Raw genomic sequence first — 19154 nt, 5'->3', positions numbered from 1 at the left:
GGCAACGTTCTGCCAGTTTAATTGGGGACATCTCATGTAGCCGTGAGTGAGTCAAATTTGGTCTCAGCCGTGGGAGTTTCCAAGTGATTTTGCTTGGAAGCTGGCGACTTTGAGACGTGAACTTCCGGCTCAAAGCGAGGAAAAAGACCGGGCTTTGGCTTTTTCCGATCCTTCCCACCGCGATCCAGACCAAATTTGGCGAACGGCAAGGCGGCCAGCACGCGACTATCATATTGTTATGGTTGTTATCCTTGTCACACCAGGAGTCCTAGCTGTTTTCTGTCTTTCAACCTTTAGTTAAATCGAAGTTGGTGTGACTGTCCCGGCAAAAAAGGGTTCCGTGATGGTTAGCGTCCGCGCGCTCAGATCCAGCTCGGCGGTTAAGCCATAAGGTAACGCCGTTCGCGGATAGGCGTGGCCGAAGTTAAGGTTGGCCATCAGGGGGGTACCGCGGTCCGCAGTCGCCGCCAGTAATGCCTGACAGTATTCGGCGTAGTAGCGTTCGTTCTGCGGCTTACCCGTGATGATGGCACGGACGTTATCGAGGATTCCCGCTCGTTTAAGATTCTCGAGCATGGTACGATAGGCGGCCGGTGTCGGCTGTTCCTCGCTGGTTTCCAGGAAAAGGAGCTTGTCGCGCCACGTGGCGGGGGCCGGCAGTAAGCCGTAGTCGCCGGCAATCACGGGCTCGTCGGGATAGTCGTCATCGGTCAACAGGCTATTGAGGCTGTCGATGCAGCCCCCCAGTAGCTTGCCGGTCACACGGCCACTGCCGCGCAGAACATCGTAGCCGCGCGTTTCGGGATGGCTGATGCGTGGGGTATCCAGGGCAGCTGGCGAAAAGTCCGTGCGCTCCTCGTACCAGGTCGGACTACTGGTGATTGGCGTGGTGGCCGGATTCTGGAAGTAATGGGCCAGCGTCTGCCGCGTGTAGGTCAAGAGGGTAGGTCCCAGTTCGGCCAAGTCATTTAACAGGTTGGGGCCATAGTAGGTGGTGAGGCCCAACCGATAGAGCATCAGGTGGTCGACGGTGGTGTCGGAAAAGCCGGTAAAGAGTTTGGGATGCGCCCGAACGGCGGCGATAAATGTCGGATCATCCAGCAGGTAGGGCGCCAAGCGGTAGGTGTCAATCCCCCCGATGGCGCAGATGATACCCCGAATGGTGGGATCGGTGAAGGCCGTCTTCAGATCGGCGGCCCGGGCCTCGGGGTGGTTCGCTAAATAGGCCAAGCCCTTGAGCGCATTGGGCATGGGAACGGGCACCAGGCCGAGATCGCGGAGGCGTTGTTCACCACGGGCCAGTTCGTGGGCGGTAAATGATTCGCCGAGGACGCCACTGGACAGGCTGACGAGCGCCACGTGATCGCCAGTTTTTAACGCAGGTGGTTTAAGCATAGGCAGGTCTCCTCCTCGTTTAAAATTATCGTTAGTCTACGCTTTTTAGCCGGCCATTACCATAGATATTCAAAGGCGTCGGTTTCCCCAAACGCGTTTTTACGGTGTCGTTACCCGCACCTGCCCCGTGCCGCTGGTAATTGTCAATGGCGCTCCACCGGGTTGTGTATAGCTGTTGGCACGCTTGGTCCCATTGTACTTGAACTGCCCCGTCTTAACGGTAACCTTAAGACCGTCACTGGTGAGTTGCCGGAGGTCGGTGCGACCATTCTTCTTGGTGAGCTGGCCACCGTGAATGAGCGTGAGATCGGTGGCCGTGGTCGTCCCATTGCTGTGACTAATCGCCAGGGTGCCTACCGTCAATTGGTTGAGGATCAAGGTCCCATTCAGTTGATTGACAGTCAGCCGTTGTAGGTTCTGCGGCACGGTCAGGGTGATGACGGGGGTCTTGCCGATTTCAACTTGATGCTGGGTGGCGTGGGCTTCCGTGATCCGGAGCTGTTGCTGGTGGTTCGTGATCTTAAATTGGTGATTAAGAACATGGTCCATTGATAATTGATAATGGGTGCCGGACCGAATCTCTAAGCGAGCGGTGCGCAGGTCGAGTTGAACAGTCTGTGGTGCGGTGGGAAACGTCTTGGTTTGGTGAGTGAGTCGGCCGAATTGTCCGGTACTGACATTTAACCGGCGTTGACTCAGGATAATCCAGACGGTGGAAACCCCGAGTAAGATCAGCAGAAACAGAATGGACCAAATGATTTTTTTCATGGAAAGCACTCCTTCTTTGATTGAATGAATATAATTTTAATTCATTCATTTTTAGGGCAAAAAAATAACCAGATTGGCTATTTCAGAATAAACAAGAGAATACCGGCGATCAGATCGTTGAGTAGCTGGTAGTAGCTCGCCGTTTGAATCTCACTTTGGTGGAAATCGACAACGGTCAAGGCGTTGAAGAGGCTGATGATGCGGTCCTTCTCCAGGCCATCCTTGAGTAGGTCGCGTTGCTGCCAACGGTCGATGAGTTTCATCAGCGTTGCGTAGACCAGGCTATCTTCCACGGCGTTCTGATTGGTTTCGGCAATTTTCGCATTGAGCTGGGGATTGGTGAACCATTCCTGAAGAATCTGATTGTTCGCGGATTGGATGAAGATCTGGTGGATGATGGCTTTAACCAGGTCGGCCGGTGCTGCGTCGAGGTCAACGGCGGCGAGGATTTCCGCCTTGGTGCGTTCGTTTTCCGCATTGTAGACCTGAATGAAGATGGCCGCTTTGGATGGGTAAAAATTGTAGAAGGTTCCCACGGCAACATCGGCACGGGCCGCAATTTCGGCGATGCTGGTGTGCTTGAAACCTTGCGTCAAAAATAGGTCGTGGGCGGCAGTGAAGAGCCGCTCTTGTTTTTCTTCCATGGGAGATCCCACCTTTCGTCAAGTCATGAATGAATATTATAACGATTCATTCATTTTGTCAATAAAAAACTGACCAAGCCTCAAAAATGGCTTGGTCAGTCGGCGTTAACCTTCGAGTTCTGTTGTATCTGTGGTCGTATCTTGGGTTGTAACGGTTTGTTGGAGCGTGCGATCGTAATGCCGGGCGCTTGGCAATTGCCACATGACCAGGCCGCAGACCAAGCTTCCAATACCGCCGATGATAAAGAGCTTTTCCACGCCAATCGTATCGGCCAGCGGTCCGGCAAAGATGAGGCCCACGGGTCCAGTGATGCTCATGATCGAGTTGAGCACGCCGAGGATACGCCCCAACTGTTCGGGAGGAAAACTCTGCTGGATCATGGCCATCAGCAAGGTGCTATAGAATGGCGTGGCGATGCCGGCCAGGGTGTTGAGCCCGACGAACCAGATGAATCCCGCTTGGTTGCCGGGAAGAAAGCCACTGGCGCCAAACGTGACACCCATCGCCAGCATTGCCCAGAGAATGGGCGTCATCCGGTCCTTCCAGTTACCAAAGACGCCGATGATGGTGCCGCCCAGCAGCATGCCGACGGAGTAAACGACTTCAATCAGGCCGGCCTGACCCACGCTACCGTGGAAGTAGCCCATGGTCATCAGTGGATATAGGCTGGCGGCGGGCATGAACAGGAGCGTGAAGGCCGCACCGGTCAGCGTAATGGCCCACAAGCCACGCGTGTGTCGGAGCTTCGTCAGGCCAAATTTGGCATCGCTGAGGACGTGGACCGGTTCGTCGATGACGGGATGCTCCGGAATTCGGACCAACAGTAAGAGGCTAATCCCGATAACGGCGCCTAGCACGTCCAGTAGGATTAAGAAATTCATGGGGATGAGCGCAAAGAGGAAGGCCCCCAGAGCCGGCGCGATAATCATGTTGGCCGACTGAACCATCCCCAACTGACCGTTGATCTTGGTCAGTTGTTCGGTGGGCACCATGGTGGGGATGATTGACTGAATCGTGGGCATCTGGAAGGTTTGAGCGATCGAACGTACCAACAGGGAGATGAAGATCAACCAGAGGGGGAACGTGTCCTGTAGGGTACCCACGATTGACAGGACGATGGCCACGGCTGCCGCCACGACATCGGGAACAATGAGCAACAGCTTCTTGTTGAGCCGATCGACGAAGGGGCCAACGAAGGGACTTAGCAGCACCATCGGCAGCATGCCCAGTAAGGTTGCGAGACTAAGGATGGTCGCCGAGCCGGTTTGCTTAGTCAGGTACCAGATAATCGCGTACTGGACGACCATGCTGGTGATGCCCGACAGAAATTGGCTGGTTAAAAATAAGTAAATGTTCCGCCGCCAGTGCGGCAATTGGGTCGTTTCCACAACGACACCCCCTTAAAACAGAAGTCAGTGCAGTGACAAAGGGTGATATACCGCGGACAAAAGGACCCACACGTGAGATGTGAGGGCATAATCGTTAGCAGTATAATAATTGCACAGGGGTCTTAGATTAGCATATTATTTAAGTCATGGCAAGCGAAAGGGCTTACGTTTTTTATTGAATTGGCAACGCTTTCTACGGCAGTACAAGAAGATCGACCAAACGGCAACTCGCTACCGTTTGGTCGATCCTTTTCGGCTTCTATTTGAAAGTTTGTGAATACGATCCATTCCCGGTTGGCAAGACTTATCGCTATTATTACCTGCGACGGTCAAGGATTCCGGCGCTGTCACAGCTACCTGTATCTTTGGCTTTTTCCGATCCTGCCCACCGCGATCCAGACCAAATTTGGCGAACGGTAAGGCGGTCAGTAGGCACGATCAATTAGTGATTAACGGCCGGCTTACGCTGTAGATCCGACGGGATAAAACTGTCGGGTTCGTGATTTTCCATCAAGGCGGCGTAGTGGTCGACCTTGAAGTTGATGGTGGCGAGGTGTTGTTGGAGGTCCTGAATCTCTTGCAGGGTCCGTTCCTGTTGTTCCTTCATCATGTCGTAGCGTTCCGGCACGGTCTCGTCGCCGTCCTGCGCCAGCGTCAGGTAATGCTTGATGCGCGCGATCGACATGCCGGTCGCCCGTAAGCACACGATAATGTTTAGCCATTCCAGGTCGCTGTCTTCGAAGACCCGGTTGTTATTTTCATCGCGCTGGACAAAGGGCAACATACCGTGCTCGTGGTAGTAACGGATGCTATAGGTAGAAATCCCCATTTTCTCAGCGACTTCATGAATGGTGTATGACATTAAAAATTCCTCCTCGCGGAACTGACCTTCGACTAACTCGAAGCAATTGCTCATTATCATACGGGAAAGTGGCGGGAACCGCAAGCATTTAAGCTTTAGCATTTGTTGTGGGTCGCAATTAATCAAACGACAAGACGTCAGGTCACTGAATATCATACGAATTTAATGACGACAATTATATTAAATATTCGTATTTTTAGAAATAAATATAGACTTGGACGGCTTATTACCGTATGATTGAGATGAAATACGAATAAACTACATCTATGGGGAGGAAATGATTATGCACTGGATCGCCGATTTGTTAGCGGCCATCGGGGTAGTCTTAAACGGCATTCCACAGGGGATTATGGCGATGTCGCTCGGTTTTGCAATTTTTCCAACAATGTTTTCGTTTATTTTTGCGTCAGCGGTCAACGGGGCCTTTGGGGCCGTGGCACCGCTGTCGTTTCAGGCCGAATCGCTGGCCCTAACCGGTAAGTTAGGGCGCGACTTACGTGAACGGACGTCGATTATCCTAGGCGGTTCCATCGTGATGCTCCTGATTGGGGTCACGGGAACGCTGACGAAGATTGTCGACATTCTGGGAAATGGGATCATGGCGGGGATGATGGCCGGCGTGGGTATCATGCTGGCTAAGATTGCTCTTGGCATGGCCAAGAACGAACAGCTCACGGGATGGCTGTCAGTCGCCCTGGCCGCAGTCACTTACTTGGTGACAAAGGATCTGGTGTGGACCATCGTTGTTTCGGTGGTCGGGTCCAGTCTAGCCGCGGTTTTTGTCCAGCATTACCGTGCCGAATTGCCCGAACACGTGACGGCTCGGCGGTTTATCTTTACCAAACCGACCGTTAACGTCCGGGTCGTCCGGGGCGCGCTGAGTCTGGCCTGCTTGAACATTGGCGCCAACATCTCCTACGGGTTGATTACGGGTCAGATGACCGGGCAGAAACCCAATCCGGTTGATTTGAATTTACTGACGATCACCCAGTCGATTGCCGACATGGGAACCATCCTCCTGGGTGGGGCACCGGTCGAAGCCATCATTTCCGCGACGGCGAGTGCGCCGGAACCGGTCGTTGCGGGCGTCATGATGATGCTGATCATGGCGGCCATCTTGGCGATTGGCTGGCTGCCTAAGCTCGGCAAGTACGTGCCCAGCGCCTCAATTGCCGGCTTCCTGTTCATTTTAGGCGCGGTCGTGATCTTTCCGACCAACGCCGGGCTGGCCCTTCAAGGCCCCACGGCCACGATTGCGGCGATTACGTTGGTGATTACGGCGGTGGCCGATCCGTTTGCCGGACTGTTGGCGGGTGCCGTGCTTAAATTCTGTTTGCCACTCTTGGGACTGGGGGTCTAATCTATGGAAAAGTTTGAACTTAAAATCGGCCCGTTGACGCGGCACTTACCGATTCTACCAATCAATGACACGACCGCGATTGCCTCGTTTGTCTTGCTAGGCGATGCGGAACTGACGGATTACGCGGCGCAGGCATTGGCCAAACGAGTGCCGGCGACGTTTGATTACTTCGTGACGTTAGAGAGCAAGGGCATTCCCTTGGCCCAAGAACTCAGTCGGGTGACGAACCATCCACAATTCGTCGTGCTTCGTAAGAGCGTGAAGGACTACATGTTGGCGCCGTTAACGGTTCCCGTTACGGCCATTACCACTAGTGCACCGCAACAGCTGGTGCTCGACGGTGCTGATGCGGACCGCTTGGTTGCCAAACGCGTGGTCATCGTGGATGACGTCATCAGCAGTGGGGGATCGTTGACCGCGGCGAAGACGTTACTCGAAAAGGCCGGAGCCAAGGTGGTTGGCCAACTGGCGATCCTGGCGGAAGGCGAGGCCGCCAACCGAACCGATATTGAATACTTGGCGGAACTGCCGTTGTTTTCCCGGTAAACCAGTGTCTGCCCAAAATATGACCGACTTCCTAATCCGGAGGCGGTCTTTTTTGGGTTTGACCACTGATTGTGGTGGTAACCGGACACGTTGAGGCGGTGCGCCACGCTACTTTCAGAAATGAAAGCCACGACAGAGCAGGTCGCAGGCCCGGTGTGGCGGGGCGGACGTCTTAATTTTTCACAAGACCATTTACAGCTTCAATTAGTTTATTTTCTTAAATTAACATTCAAAAACCCAAGAAACTTAATTTTCATAAAATATTTTTAGCCGACTAATGTTGGGAAACTATCACGAGACTAATAACTATGAAAAACGATTTCTTAACGAGAAAACTATTTTGAAATCAGATAGTCCACACGGCACGTCCCCTTGAAATGTAATCGCTTCCTGATATACTTCAGGGTGATTAGTTTAATTTTTTAAATTTATGTTGAAGGAGATGCCTCATTATGGAAAATAGTCAGCCTAAACGCGCCATTCGACCAATTGGTCACATTGGCGTGGGCGAAAAGGTTGGATTCGGGCTTGGTGACTTCGCCTGTAATTTAATCTACGCCAGTCTATCCAGTTACCTGCTGTTCTTCTATACCAATGTCTTTGGTTTATCCGCTGCCGCCGCGTCATTACTGTTCTTGGTGGTTCGGTTTATCGATGCGTTCAGTGATCCCATCATTGGGTTCTTCGTGGATAAGTCGAATACCCGCTGGGGGAAGTACCGGCCATTCTTGCTGTACGGTGCGATTCCCTTTGCCATCTTAGCCGTTCTCTGTTTCACGGTGCCTAGTTTCGGTGGTGTCGGCAAATTAGCTTACGCCTACGTGACTTATATTCTGTTGTCCGTTTGCTACACGTTCGTCAATGTGCCTTATGGGAGCTTGACGTCCGCCATGACGAACGACCAACAGGAATCCGTTAGTTTGACGACGTACCGGACCTTCTTGGCCAACGTAGGTCAAGTTATCGTGGCCTTCTTCGTGCCATTCTTGGCCGATATTTTCACGAAGAGCATGGGCGCTGCCAAAGGTTGGCAGTTAACCATGGTCATCATGGGGGTCATGGGTGGCCTGTTACTCTGGGGTTGTTTCTTCTCCACGAACGAACGGGTGAAGGTGCCCGCTTCACATACCAAGATTAAAGTCAAAGATGTCTTCGAACAATTATTACATAATCGTCCCTTGGTCGTCTTATGTATCTTCTTCTTCGTTATTTACGGGGTTAAGTCCATCGTGAGTGCCACTGGGATTTACTACGTGACCTACTACGTTGGCCGGGCCGACTTGGTTAAGTGGTATTCCTTAGCCGGGACCTTACCAGCCTTGGCCTTTATTCCAGCCATTCCTTGGCTAGCCAATCACATGACCAAGTTCCAACTGATCATCGTGTCCGTGGCCGCCGATATCATCGGGATGGTGGGTCTGTTCTTTGCCCGTCCCGAATGGATTGTTTGGATCTTTATTTCCCGGGGAATTGCCTCTGTTGGTAACGGGATGATTTCTGCTTACATGTGGGCCCTGATTCCAGAAACGGTTGAATACGGGGAATACAAGACGAATAAACGAATGGGTGGTGTCATCTACGCCATCATTGGTTTCGTGTTCAAGTGTGGGAACGCCTTAGGTGGGATGATTCCTGGCTTGGTTCTGTCCGCAACGGGTTACGTGGCTACGGCCCAACACCAGACGGCCGGCGCCTTACACGGGATCGTTATCGCCACAACGATTGTCCCAATCATCATTTACTTCATCGCTATTTTCTCCATGAAGTTCTACAATTTGGATAAGGAAACGTACCGGAAGATTTCTGCCGAACTGAAGGAACGGAATGCCAAGGAATTAGCCGAAGAAGCTGCCGAAAACGAAAAATAGGAGTCGTTGTGCTATGAGAAATATTCAAAATCCAGTCCTGACCGGGTTCAATCCCGATCCCGTACTCTTTAGAGTCAAAGATAAATACTACATTGTGGTCTCGACCTTCGAATGGTTGCCTGGTATTCGGGTCTATTCGTCGACGAACTTGGTCAACTGGGCCTACGAGACGTCGGTACTCCAGCCGGATAATAACGTTAATCTTCAAGGAAATCCGACGGGCTGTTCCATCTGGGGACCGTTTGCCAGCTACCACAATGGGAAATATTACATTGTCTACACCAACGTCAACGCCACCAAGGTGCCCTACAAGGATGCCGACAACTATATTGTGACGGCGGACGACATTCATGGGCCGTGGAGCGAACCCGTGTACATCAACAGTTCGGGCTTTGATCCGTCGATCTTCTTTGACGACGATGGCCAGGCCTACTTCTTGAACGAGATCTGGGACTACCGCCTCTCCACGCATAACAAGTCGGCCGGGATTGTCGCTCAGAAGATTGACGCGGAGACACTGGAACTTCAGGGCAAGCCCAAGGTCATCTTCAAGGGAACGGCCGCTCGGAAGACCGAAGCGCCGCAGATTTATAAACACGATGGGTATTACTACCTCCTGTGTGCGGAAGGCGGCACGGAAGCCGGTCATCAGGAGACGGTGGCGCGGAGTCGCAACGTCTGGGGGCCTTACGAGGTCGATCCACAGAACCCAATGTTGACGTCCGCCAACGATCCGATTCTGCCGCTACAGTGTGCGGGGCATGCCAGCATCACGGAAACGCCGAACCACGAGTGGTACATGGCACACCTGTGTACCCGACCACTCAAGGGTGACGACCCGGTTCTCGGCCGGGAAACGGCCATTCAAAAGGTGGTTTGGACGGACGACGGCTGGTTGCGTTTGGCGAGTGGAGGCAATCACCCGAGCCTCGAGGCGCCGGCACCAGCGGGAGTCACGAGCACGCCTATTCAGAGTCATAGCTTTAGCGATGCCTTTACAGGCGATCGGCTGAATACCGAGTACTGGAATACCCTGCGGCAATTTCCGAATAAGACTTGGTTGACGCCCAGCAAGACGGGGTTGACCATTGCCGGGGGCCAATCGCCACAGTCGGCCTTTGATCAACATTTGATTGCGACCCGGCAGGTTGACTTTTACTGTCGCGCCGCGGTTCAGATGCAGTACACGCCGGAAAGCTATCTTCAGATGGCCGGGATGACGCTGTACCTTGACCTGGACAACTACGTCCTGTTGATGGTCACGGTGGATGAAAATGACAAGCCATGCGTGATTCTCCATCGCTCAATTGCCGGGGAGTTTGAGCAGATTGCGAAGATTCCGGTGAACGGCAAGGGAACCTACAACTTCAGCATTCAGATCAATGAATCGCAGGCCGAGTTTATCGTGAACGACGGTGATCAGCAGACCTCGCTGGGGGCGATGGATGTCAGCTTCCTGTCCGGCGGGTATACCGGGAACTTCATCGGGCTAGACGTGATCGATATGTACAAGCGAAACAGTACTCACGCGACCTTTACCGACTTCACCTATGATGTGACGCGGTAATTGGCGCGAAACAAGATGGTCTAATCTCAAGTTGGGGTTAGATCATTTTTTTGAGATATCGATTTGTTGTGAAAAGTAAACGAATAGCTTAGCACGACTGGTGGAGTGTGTTAAACTTTTGGTACACGCGTGAGTTTGTGAAATGAAAGAGGCAGGAGTGAACGTTGTGGCGGAATCAACGAGTCGGAGTAACTCACATGATTATAATTACCAGCGGATTGTGGCGTATATTTTCAACCACCGGGCGACATCGCGGTCGGCGATTGCCCGAGACCTGGGCCTAAACAAGGCAACCGTTTCGTTGTTGTGTAGTGAAATGCAGGATCAGGGTGTCGTGGCTGAGATTGGCTCTGGGTTGGCCTCGTCTAACGGGGGTCGCAAGCCGACGTTGATCGAGATTAACCGCCACTACGGATATACGTTGACGGTGGAACTGGATTCTCAGGTAATTCGGTGTCTGGCCTGTTATTTGGATGGGGAGACCGTGCAATTTCAGCAATGCCAGACGGCCGAGATCACGGATTTGGCTGAAACGCTGGACGAGCTGATTGGCCATTTTACCGCGATCACCGGGACTGCCAAGGGCCTGTTGGGAATCTGTTTCGCCATTCACGGGATTACCGACGGCCGGCGCGTTCAGGAGTCTTTTCTGGATCTGGGCGACCTGGATCTGAAGACGTATTTTGCCAAGTATCGGGTGCCGATTCTGCTGGAAAACGAGGCCAACCTCTCCGCCATCTATTCTCGCGATTTTGTGGAAGAATTGGGGTTAGAGAATACCGTCACGTTAAGTATTCACCAAGGGATTGCGGCCGGGTTTATTTTAGAAAATAAACTCTACCGGGGGTCCCAAGGACGAGTCGGCAATCTGGGCCACAACATTGTCATGCCGGCCTTTTCCATCAACAATCGTCGCAGTCAGGTTACGTATCAGGACGTTTATTCCGAGCACGCGGTGATTCACCAGATTAGTGATCTGTTGGGCAAGCACACGATGTCGTTAGATGAAATTTCTAAACTATATGCCGACCACAACGCCGAGGTCATTACAGTCCTGTCGCAGTTTGCCAACGGGATTGCCGGGATTCTTAACAATGTGGTGGGGATGCTCGATCCCGATGTCTTCTACTTGAATTCGCCGTTGCTACATCAAATTCCGAATACGATTCCGCAGGTCCGCAACTATTTCCAACGGCTGTCGGGCTACGATATTCCGGTTAAATTAATGCCCAACATCCAGTTGGCAACGCTGCTAGGCGGCGCGGCCCTGACCAGCCACACGGTTCTGGGGCTGACGGGGATGAAGCTACATTTCTGGGATTATACGAACAATTGACGGCGGTAAGGTGGATTTTCAAAACAAATACCGAAGCTAAAAGTTGAAGTACCAGCCTGAAAAAACGGCTGGTGCTTTTTTTATTTAAGGACATTTTTTGTATAGTGGACAATCTTTAAATCGATTAGCCGCAATATTACCCTAATCTTGTTTACTTTAAATTCAAAAACAGCTTGTTTAATTAACCTGGTTGAATTATATTTAAACTAGTTAATTAAAATGGTAATTGTTTCGGAAAGTAGGGGAAGTCTATGAGGTGTAAAGCGTTACTGCTGGGCTTAGTTAGTCTAGGGCTATGTTTAGCCGGTGGCCAGGTGTCGGCGCAAGCGGCGAGTCAGGCGGTGAAGCTCCCCACAAGCCTGAAGGGTGTTTGGTACGGTTACGCTGGAAAGATACGAGTCAAGGGGCAACGTTCGTATCAGATTGCGCGCATCACCTTTAAAGGTGACCGCATCACGATGACCGAGTATGTGACACCGAAGAAGTCGCTAAAGGCGTTGAAGTGGCAGGATAGTTATGTGATGGCGGTGCACTATGTCAAGAAGGCTAAGGGCGTCTATCAGGTTAAGGCGCGGGTTTTAAACGGTGGCACGCTCATGACGATTAGTCGGCGACCGGTCAAAGTGAAGGCGTTGGGGCAGAAACGATCCGCCTTAAAGATGACGGACAGTGGCAGCAGTACATATGCTTTTCGCCGGCCACTGCTTAGCCACGTTTGGAATGAGGGCTGGCTGTAACTGAAGATTTTGGGAGGACGATAGAGATGAACATGACGTATAAACACTTGATATTAGGGATTGCCAGTCTAGGCTTGGTCCTTGTCGGCGGGGCCACGACCTCCGCGCAGGCGGCCAGTAAGACGGCTAAGTTACCCAGTAGCCTGAAGGGCACTTGGTACGGTTATTTGGGAAAAGACGATGACCAAGGCAATTATTATATGATTGCTAAGTTTACGGTGGCCGATAAGAAAATCACGGCCCGCGATTACATCAGTGCCAAGAAGCAGTTGACCCCCAAGACGTGGTACGGGACCGTGGCGATTCCCACGACGTATACCAAGAAGGCCAAGGGGGTCTACCGGGCCCATTCCCGAATTTCAGTTGATCAGTCAACGTTGTGGACGCTGAGCCGTAAGACGGTCACGGTTAAGATGCTGCATCAGAAACGATCAGCACTGAAGATTCACATCGAAGGGGAGAACTATTACGCCTTCCGCCAGCCCCTCCGCAGCCACCCGTGGGATTATTAAATACGGCAAAATGGCACAAAACAGGCCCCAACCGCGCGCACTTCAAACGCTGGTTGGGGCCTGTTTCTTCTATATAATATGATTTATCTAAACTTCAGGGACTAGAATCGTTTGGTTATTTGGCAATGTAAGTGGTCTTAAAGTCGTAAGGCACGCCGGCACCGTTGTAAACGACGCTCTTAACGTTGCTCCGTAACAGTTGAGACTTGGCGGATTGATACAGTGGAATCGTCCCTTGGTCGTTGATTAAGACTTTTTCGGCCTTGACCAGCTTGGCCCAACGCTTGGTTGGTTCGTTCCCATCTTGGTTTTCGGCTTCATCGAGGAGCTTATCGAATTGCTTGCTCTTCCAGCCCGTCGTGTTGTAGCTAGAATCGGCTTCAAAGACGTCTAGGAAGTTGATTGGGTCAGCGAAGACGGATTGCCAACCGGATAGCGTCAACTCATAGTTTCCGTTGTTTTGTTGGGTGATCAACTGGACGTAAGGCACGGTCTTGATGGTGACCTTAACGTTAGGCAACTTCTCCAGAGAGCTTTGCAGGAATTCGGCCGTCTGCTTGTTGGTGTCGGTATCGGAGACGGACAAGGTGACGTTGAGTTGCTTGTCGCCGGTCTGTTTCAGGCCTTTGGCCAGCAGGCTCTTGGCTTGTTTGAGGTTGTAGGAAACACCGGACTTGACGTAGGCCTCTTGGTTGAAGGCTTCCCCGGTCTTGGGATTGTTGCCCATGCCGCCGGGCACAAACCCCTTGGAGGCCACGGACCCGTCTTGCAAAACGTCGTTGACCAGTTGATTGCGGTCGATCGCTAGGGAGAGGGCCTTGCGGACGTTGACGTTCTTGAAGGCACTCACCTTATTCTGGTTCAAATCGAGCCGTTGTGACCCGGTTGGCAGGCGTTTAACGAAGTCCTTACTGTTCTTATTATTCTTGATTTGTTGACCGCTGAGGAGTGTTTCGTCGGTCTTCTTGGCGTTGTACAGGTTGTAGCTGGTCGTCGTCGATTCGGTGACCTGTTCGTTAATCTTGGTCAGGTGAACGGCTTTCTTATCCCAGTAAGTCTTGTTCTTGGCCAACGTCCAGGATTTGCCAGTCCCGTTCCACTTGGTCAAACGGAACGGCCCGTTGTAGACGGTCGTGGCGGAACTGGTCCCGTACTTCTTGCCGTATTGGTCAACGGCCTTTTGGTTCAGCGGGTAGAAGAGCGGCCAGGCCAGCAACTTCTTGAAGTAGGAAACGGGTTTGGTCAGTTGCACGGTCAGCTTGTAGTTGCCATCGGCCTTAATCCCCAAGGCACTGAGCGGTTGCTTACCCTTGTTGACGGCCTCGGCGTTCTTGACCTGATAGAGGTAGAAGGCGTCTTGTGAAGCGGTCTTGGGGTTCAACGTGCGTTGCCAGGAGTAAACGAAATCCTTGGCCGTGACGGGCTGGCCGTTCGACCACTTGGCGTTCTTACGGAGGTTGAACGTGTAGGTCTTGCCGCCGTTGGTCACCTTGGTGCTGGTGGCCAGTGCGTTGGCCGGCGTCCCCTTACTGTTTAACCGGTACAGGCCTTCCTGCGTGTTCTGTAAGACGGTAAAGCTTAACGTGTCGGTGGCTTGTGCGAGGTCGGAAGAGGCCAGTTCGGAAGATTCGGTCCAGTTCAATTCCTGTTTGGCGGCGTACTTGCTGCTAGAATTACTGCTGCTGGCCTGACTCCCACACCCCGCTAACGTCAAGAGGCTGAGTGCTGCAACGGTCAAAATCGTTCCTTTTTTCTTCATCCCAAAACATCTCCTCAAATAAAAATCGTCCTTATGTTATTTCTACATAAGGACGATTTCACTCGCGGTACCACCTTGTTTTGTGTTGGACTCACGCCCAACACCTCCGTAACTTCTGTTGCCAAAAGTCGGAAGCGGTAACGGGCTTCAAATCGAATGGTCAGCTTCCACCAACCATTAGCAACCAGGCTCATCTTCATCGTTCCGTTGTAAGCCACCTTTTCAGCTACCGGTGGTCTCTAGACTTAGCGGGAATAACTACTCTTCCTGGCGATGCGTTCATGTGTTTTTAACTTGGTTCTCATACTAGTCGTCGGGGAGGGGGATGTCAAGGGAGAAATTCCGGGTGGTCACTTTGCCGGTAAACCGGTAATTCTGGCGATATATGGTAGAAAAGTGGGAATAACGGGCGTGAATATTAATTTATTTATAATCGGATTGCCATGATTTTTACTGTTCACGAGGGGCAACAAAAAAAACATCTCAATTCCACGTTTCGGGAATTGAGATGTCGTCATTGTGCACGCGGAGTTAATTTAAAACGGTTTAACTCGCCGCGTACGGTACCGGTTTACTATAATAATAACCCTGAGTCATTTTAACCTTGTATTCCTGAGCCAACGCAACATCACCCTTGTCTTCGATCCCTTCGAGGGTGAAGCCGAGTTGGTAAGTGTCAGCAATTTTACGCCAAAAGTTAAGGCTGTGCATCATTTCGGATTGACGATGTTGAAACCGGAAGTTTTGCATGGCAAACTTGATACTATCCATGAAGGGCAGAACATCTTGAACGGCTTGGGACCACGGATTGTCCGTGCCCACGTCGTCTAGACTGAGCTTGATGTCAAATGCCCGGTAGAGGGCCACGTAGCGGTGGAGTTCCTCTAGGGATGGGGCTTCGGTTAATTCGACGATCAGGTTCAGATTTTTCACGGCTTTTTTTAAATGAATGAGATGGCCAATTGTGCGGCGATCCGTGAATTGTTCACGATTTAAATTCAATGAAATTTCGGGATTATCTCGGTGATCCTTCAAAATGTTCGTGATCTCTTGATAGGATAATAATACCTGCTGGTCCATTGGCAGCGCAGTAAAATCAGTGGGTGTTACCCAGTAGTCATGGCAAGATGACCGTAATAACAGTTCGTAGCCAGCCAACTTTTGCGTTTCCGCATTGATTTGCGGTTGGACGAAGAATCGATACATTTTAAAAGAAAATCCCCTTTCCTTACTTGCGAGCGCGTTAAACAATACTGTTCATTATACCGCATCACTTAACTCATTTATAGTCATAATGATGTAGGACAGTGTCAATTTAACACTCCAAATTTTCGGTGTCGTCCGCTAACTGATTATGATAACGCTTTAATCGTCTAAATTCAACTCATATGCACGGCGGGCGTTGTCGCCAGGTTCCGCCACGTGGACGATGCCGCGGAATTGATAGCCGAGGCTGAGCGCGATGGCCTGCATGCGTTGATTCAGTCGATGCGTGTCAATTCGAAAGTTCCGGACACCGGCTTGGTAGGCGGTACTGATCAGGTTGGAGAAGAAGTAGTGACTGAGGTGTTGCCCAGCGAATTCCTTGCGCAGCGCAATGCGGTGAATAGTGGCATAGGGATCCTGATTGTTTTGCCAGCCGTCGCCCGTAATTTCATGATAGTTGGGGTCGTCACCCACAACTTGTGCCGCGGTGCCCGCCACTTGACCATCGACCATCAGTACCCAACTCTGCTGGGCCATAATGTCGCGACGAATCGCGGCTTCATCGGGATAGCCATCCTGCCACTGCGGACTGCCATCGGCCTTTAACAGGGCCTTGGCCTCCGCGATAATGGTCATGATTGCCGGAACATCGGTTTTAGTGGCGTGGCGCAAATAAACTAAACTCATAAATTGTCCTCCAATTAAGTCTAAATTTAAGTTCTAGAATACCACTTTAGTAGGCTGGATTGGAGATTCTTTTTAATACCGCCAAATCGGCAATTGCGGGCCCATTAAGTTAGACGAAAAACCAGCAACCACGGGACTTTACGTGAGTTTTTTGGTAAAGTTTGAACTAACGAATCAGCTCTCATCTTGGGCATTAGCGTCGCGCAAGAAACAAGCGTTAACGTCCAAGGTGATCAGGCTAAAAGGAGTGTACTGATATGGCAAAAATTACGGCGTACGGTGTCCGTGAACTGGAGGAACCGGTCTTCAACCAGCTAAACGCGGCGGGGTTTACGTTGAAATTTGTTCGCGAGTTATTGACGCATGAGAACGTGACGGCGGCTGCCGGAGCCGATGCCGTCCTGGTCCGCGGCAACTGCGTGGTTGACCGGCAGAATTTACAACAGTTTGCGGATTGGGGGATTAAGGCCGTCTTCACGCGATCAGTGGGAATCAATCACCTCGATCGGCAGGCCGCCGCCGACTTGGGGATTACGCTGGCTCACGTCCCCGGTTATTCACCATATGCTGTGGCCGAATTGGCCCTGACCCTGGGCATGACGCTCTTTCGGCACGTTAATCTGGCCAGCGATCAGACCCGGCAGGCTGATTTTACGATTGGCAACCAGCTCTTCAGTCGCGAGATCCATACGGCAACGGTAGGAATCGTGGGCGTTGGCCGCATTGGACTGGCGGAAGCCCAACTTTATCAGGGCTTAGGCGCGCACGTGCTGGGTTACGATCATCGGCCGTCTGCCAAGGCGCAGGCGCAAGTTGATTTGGTCGACCTCCCGGATTTATTGGCCCAGAGCGACATTGTCTCGCTGCACGTGCCGTACATTCCGGGTGAAAATGATGACCTAATCAACGCCGATTTCATTGCGCAAATGAAGGCCAACGCGGTCCTGATTAACACGGCTCGCGGGGAACTGGCCAACGTGGACGCTATTTTGGCAGCCTTGAACACCGGTCAACTCTGTGGCTACGGGACTGATGTGTTTCGCGGTGAAACGGCGATTCTGGGTCAAACGTTCGCACGTCCCGAGGAGATTCCCAATGCGGAAGTCCGCCAGCTGGTGGCGGCGTATCCGCGCGTCCTGATCACGCCGCACGTGGGTTCCTATACGGAATCGGCGCTGGCAGATATGATCCGAATCAGCTTCGAGAACTTTCAGGACTTTTTCGCTACCGGTCACACGGCCAATGAAATTCACGCTTAATGCTGGTTTGACGTGTTCTAAACCTTGAAATTAATAAAGAAAATTCGTGAACACGAACAGTACCTATCTGACAAGGCTTATCGTTTTTTATTGGTCATCAACGACCACCTGCGTCTGCCAGAGATTCCAGTGCTGTGGGGACCGCCTGCGGCCTGGGAAGCGGTCCTCCGGCTCGGTTTGAAGCCTGACAAAGCCCGTCAGTCTCCAAACACGTCCCGCGATGTAAGCTGCTACTCAGCTAACATCGCTGTCACGGCTACCTCTATCTCTGGCTGCCTCCGGTTACAGAAGTTGAAAACCACTAAATGTGCCATCACATCGCTGGGCTGGCAACGTTCGACCACAATAATTGCTCACATTTCATCTAGCCGTGAGTGAGTCAAATTTGGTCTCAGCCGTGGGAGTTTTCAAGTGGTTTTGCTTGGAAACTGGCGACTTTGAGACGCGATCTTTCGGCTCAAAGCGAGGAAAAAGACAGGGCTTGGGCTTTTTCCGGTCCTGCCCACAGCGTTCCAGACCAAATTTGGCGAACGGTAAGGCGGCCAGGACGCGTCTAACGTATGATAATTAGTTGCTAATCTTGTCACACCAGGGATTCTAGCTATATTTTGCTTTTCGACCTTCAAAATAAACCCAAAACCTACGGGCCATCCTGATTCAGTCAAGGATGGCCCGTAGGTTTTGGGTTCGCTTAATCTAAGTTCAATTCGAAGGCCAACCGCGATGTATCACGCGTTTGCTCATCGACATAGATGGTTCCGCGGTGCTTATAGCCAAAACTCCGGGCAATCGCCTGCATCTGCTGGTTCTTGACGTGGGTATCCATGCGGAAGTTCCGCACACCCTCGTGGTAGGCCTGGCTGATGAGGTTCGAGAAGAAGTAGTGACTCAGGTGTTGGCCCCCGAAGCCGGCGCCAATCGCGATCCGGTGAATGGTGGCATAAGGATCCTGATTGTTCTGCCACTGACCGTCTTCGATATGCAGATAGTTGGGATCATCGCCAATCACCATCGTGGCCGTTCCAGCAACCTGGCCATCCACCACCAGCAACCAGCACTGCTGGCCGTCGACGTCGCGTTTCAGGGCTGCGGCATCCGGATAGCCATCTTGCCATTGGGGACTTCCCGCGGCCTTTAACTGGGCCTTGGCGTGATTAATGATGGCCATAATGGTCGGTAAGTCCCGCAACGTGGCCCGTTTGATGAAAATTAAACTCATCGTGATGCCTCCTCAAAAGAGATTTCTAGAATCTAGAATA

General features: G+C 51.8%; 17 protein-coding genes. 8 read left to right on the top strand and 9 right to left on the bottom strand.

Going from position 1 to position 19154, the window contains the following annotated elements; genetic code table 11:
* Positions 1–297 precede the first annotated feature (297 nt).
* The 5 genes from HEQ50_RS06855 to HEQ50_RS06835 form a co-directional block, all read right to left on the bottom strand.
* Positions 298–1395 carry a S66 peptidase family protein gene (locus tag HEQ50_RS06855; RefSeq protein ID WP_168899777.1) on the bottom strand — a complete coding sequence of 366 codons (1098 nt, stop codon included), beginning with the start codon at positions 1393–1395 and terminating at the stop codon, positions 298–300.
* 99 nt (positions 1396–1494) lie between these two features.
* Positions 1495–2163, bottom strand: a complete 669-nt coding sequence (locus HEQ50_RS06850; RefSeq protein WP_168899776.1) for a DUF4097 family beta strand repeat-containing protein — start codon at positions 2161–2163, stop codon at positions 1495–1497.
* Between the two features lie 77 nt (positions 2164–2240).
* Positions 2241–2807: a TetR/AcrR family transcriptional regulator gene (locus HEQ50_RS06845; RefSeq protein WP_168899775.1), complete on the bottom strand. Its 567-nt coding sequence runs from the start codon at positions 2805–2807 to the stop codon at positions 2241–2243.
* Positions 2808–2912: 105 nt separating this feature from the next.
* Positions 2913–4196, bottom strand: a complete 1284-nt coding sequence (locus HEQ50_RS06840) for an MFS transporter (RefSeq protein ID WP_168899774.1) — start codon at positions 4194–4196, stop codon at positions 2913–2915.
* 442 nt (positions 4197–4638) lie between these two features.
* Positions 4639–5058 (bottom strand): MerR family transcriptional regulator, encoded by a 420-nt coding sequence (locus HEQ50_RS06835; RefSeq protein WP_168899773.1) that lies wholly within the window; start codon positions 5056–5058, stop codon positions 4639–4641.
* A gap of 283 nt (positions 5059–5341) precedes the next feature.
* Here HEQ50_RS06835 and HEQ50_RS06830 point away from each other — a divergent pair, with 283 nt between their 5' ends.
* The 7 genes from HEQ50_RS06830 to HEQ50_RS06800 all read left to right on the top strand — a co-directional run bounded on the left by HEQ50_RS06830 (position 5342) and on the right by HEQ50_RS06800 (position 12984).
* Entirely contained in the window at positions 5342–6418 is a 1077-nt protein-coding gene (locus tag HEQ50_RS06830; RefSeq protein ID WP_168899772.1) for an NCS2 family permease, read from the top strand.
* Between the two features lie 3 nt (positions 6419–6421).
* Positions 6422–6964 carry a phosphoribosyltransferase family protein gene (locus HEQ50_RS06825; protein WP_168899771.1) on the top strand — a complete coding sequence of 181 codons (543 nt, stop codon included), beginning with the start codon at positions 6422–6424 and terminating at the stop codon, positions 6962–6964.
* 452 nt (positions 6965–7416) lie between these two features.
* Complete coding sequence (locus HEQ50_RS06820) at positions 7417–8832, top strand: MFS transporter (RefSeq protein ID WP_168899770.1); 1416 nt, start codon at positions 7417–7419, stop codon at positions 8830–8832.
* A gap of 13 nt (positions 8833–8845) precedes the next feature.
* Entirely contained in the window at positions 8846–10399 is a 1554-nt protein-coding gene (locus HEQ50_RS06815; protein ID WP_168899769.1) for a glycoside hydrolase family 43 protein, read from the top strand.
* A gap of 142 nt (positions 10400–10541) precedes the next feature.
* Positions 10542–11735, top strand: a complete 1194-nt coding sequence (locus HEQ50_RS06810) for an ROK family protein (RefSeq protein ID WP_168899768.1) — start codon at positions 10542–10544, stop codon at positions 11733–11735.
* 251 nt (positions 11736–11986) lie between these two features.
* Entirely contained in the window at positions 11987–12472 is a 486-nt protein-coding gene (locus tag HEQ50_RS06805) for a hypothetical protein (protein WP_168899767.1), read from the top strand.
* 26 nt (positions 12473–12498) lie between these two features.
* Positions 12499–12984 (top strand): hypothetical protein, encoded by a 486-nt coding sequence (locus HEQ50_RS06800; protein WP_168899766.1) that lies wholly within the window; start codon positions 12499–12501, stop codon positions 12982–12984.
* 115 nt (positions 12985–13099) lie between these two features.
* On the opposite strand, the gene HEQ50_RS06795 is transcribed toward HEQ50_RS06800, so the two are convergent.
* The 3 genes from HEQ50_RS06795 to HEQ50_RS06785 all read right to left on the bottom strand — a co-directional run bounded on the left by HEQ50_RS06795 (position 13100) and on the right by HEQ50_RS06785 (position 16636).
* On the bottom strand, positions 13100–14743 hold the full coding sequence (locus tag HEQ50_RS06795; RefSeq protein WP_168899765.1) for a peptide ABC transporter substrate-binding protein: 1644 nt from the start codon (positions 14741–14743) through the stop codon (positions 13100–13102).
* 546 nt (positions 14744–15289) lie between these two features.
* Positions 15290–15949: an EAL domain-containing protein gene (locus HEQ50_RS06790; RefSeq protein WP_168899764.1), complete on the bottom strand. Its 660-nt coding sequence runs from the start codon at positions 15947–15949 to the stop codon at positions 15290–15292.
* A 159-nt stretch (positions 15950–16108) separates the two neighbouring features.
* Positions 16109–16636 carry a GNAT family N-acetyltransferase gene (locus tag HEQ50_RS06785; protein ID WP_168899763.1) on the bottom strand — a complete coding sequence of 176 codons (528 nt, stop codon included), beginning with the start codon at positions 16634–16636 and terminating at the stop codon, positions 16109–16111.
* A gap of 257 nt (positions 16637–16893) precedes the next feature.
* On the opposite strand from HEQ50_RS06785, the gene HEQ50_RS06780 reads away from it, so the two are divergent.
* Complete coding sequence (locus tag HEQ50_RS06780; protein ID WP_168899762.1) at positions 16894–17895, top strand: NAD(P)-dependent oxidoreductase; 1002 nt, start codon at positions 16894–16896, stop codon at positions 17893–17895.
* Positions 17896–18586: 691 nt separating this feature from the next.
* Here the strand turns inward: HEQ50_RS06780 and HEQ50_RS06775 are convergent.
* On the bottom strand, positions 18587–19114 hold the full coding sequence (locus HEQ50_RS06775; RefSeq protein ID WP_168899761.1) for a GNAT family N-acetyltransferase: 528 nt from the start codon (positions 19112–19114) through the stop codon (positions 18587–18589).
* Positions 19115–19154 lie beyond the last annotated feature (40 nt).

Source organism: Lactobacillus sp. HBUAS51381 (assembly GCF_012641095.1).
In the GTDB taxonomy this organism is placed as follows: domain Bacteria; phylum Bacillota; class Bacilli; order Lactobacillales; family Lactobacillaceae; genus Levilactobacillus.
The sequence above is the reverse complement of the archived record's forward strand: the minus strand, read 5'-3'. Positions and strand labels throughout refer to the sequence as shown.

What these genes read in the sequence shown, in the direction of transcription:
- HEQ50_RS06815 (WP_168899769.1), top strand. Translation starts at nt 8,846, where the DNA reads ATGAGAAATATTCAAAATCCAGTCCTGACCGGGTTCAATCCCGATCCC.
- HEQ50_RS06780 (WP_168899762.1), top strand. Translation starts at nt 16,894, where the DNA reads ATGGCAAAAATTACGGCGTACGGTGTCCGTGAACTGGAGGAACCGGTC.
- HEQ50_RS06835 (WP_168899773.1), bottom strand. Translation starts at nt 5,058, where the DNA reads ATGTCATACACCATTCATGAAGTCGCTGAGAAAATGGGGATTTCTACC.
- HEQ50_RS06800 (WP_168899766.1), top strand. Translation starts at nt 12,499, where the DNA reads ATGAACATGACGTATAAACACTTGATATTAGGGATTGCCAGTCTAGGC.
- HEQ50_RS06825 (WP_168899771.1), top strand. Translation starts at nt 6,422, where the DNA reads ATGGAAAAGTTTGAACTTAAAATCGGCCCGTTGACGCGGCACTTACCG.
- HEQ50_RS06775 (WP_168899761.1), bottom strand. Translation starts at nt 19,114, where the DNA reads ATGAGTTTAATTTTCATCAAACGGGCCACGTTGCGGGACTTACCGACC.
- HEQ50_RS06820 (WP_168899770.1), top strand. Translation starts at nt 7,417, where the DNA reads ATGGAAAATAGTCAGCCTAAACGCGCCATTCGACCAATTGGTCACATT.
- HEQ50_RS06855 (WP_168899777.1), bottom strand. Translation starts at nt 1,395, where the DNA reads ATGCTTAAACCACCTGCGTTAAAAACTGGCGATCACGTGGCGCTCGTC.
- HEQ50_RS06785 (WP_168899763.1), bottom strand. Translation starts at nt 16,636, where the DNA reads ATGAGTTTAGTTTATTTGCGCCACGCCACTAAAACCGATGTTCCGGCA.
- HEQ50_RS06850 (WP_168899776.1), bottom strand. Translation starts at nt 2,163, where the DNA reads ATGAAAAAAATCATTTGGTCCATTCTGTTTCTGCTGATCTTACTCGGG.
- HEQ50_RS06830 (WP_168899772.1), top strand. Translation starts at nt 5,342, where the DNA reads ATGCACTGGATCGCCGATTTGTTAGCGGCCATCGGGGTAGTCTTAAAC.
- HEQ50_RS06805 (WP_168899767.1), top strand. Translation starts at nt 11,987, where the DNA reads ATGAGGTGTAAAGCGTTACTGCTGGGCTTAGTTAGTCTAGGGCTATGT.
- HEQ50_RS06790 (WP_168899764.1), bottom strand. Translation starts at nt 15,949, where the DNA reads ATGTATCGATTCTTCGTCCAACCGCAAATCAATGCGGAAACGCAAAAG.
- HEQ50_RS06795 (WP_168899765.1), bottom strand. Translation starts at nt 14,743, where the DNA reads ATGAAGAAAAAAGGAACGATTTTGACCGTTGCAGCACTCAGCCTCTTG.
- HEQ50_RS06845 (WP_168899775.1), bottom strand. Translation starts at nt 2,807, where the DNA reads ATGGAAGAAAAACAAGAGCGGCTCTTCACTGCCGCCCACGACCTATTT.
- HEQ50_RS06810 (WP_168899768.1), top strand. Translation starts at nt 10,542, where the DNA reads ATGAAAGAGGCAGGAGTGAACGTTGTGGCGGAATCAACGAGTCGGAGT.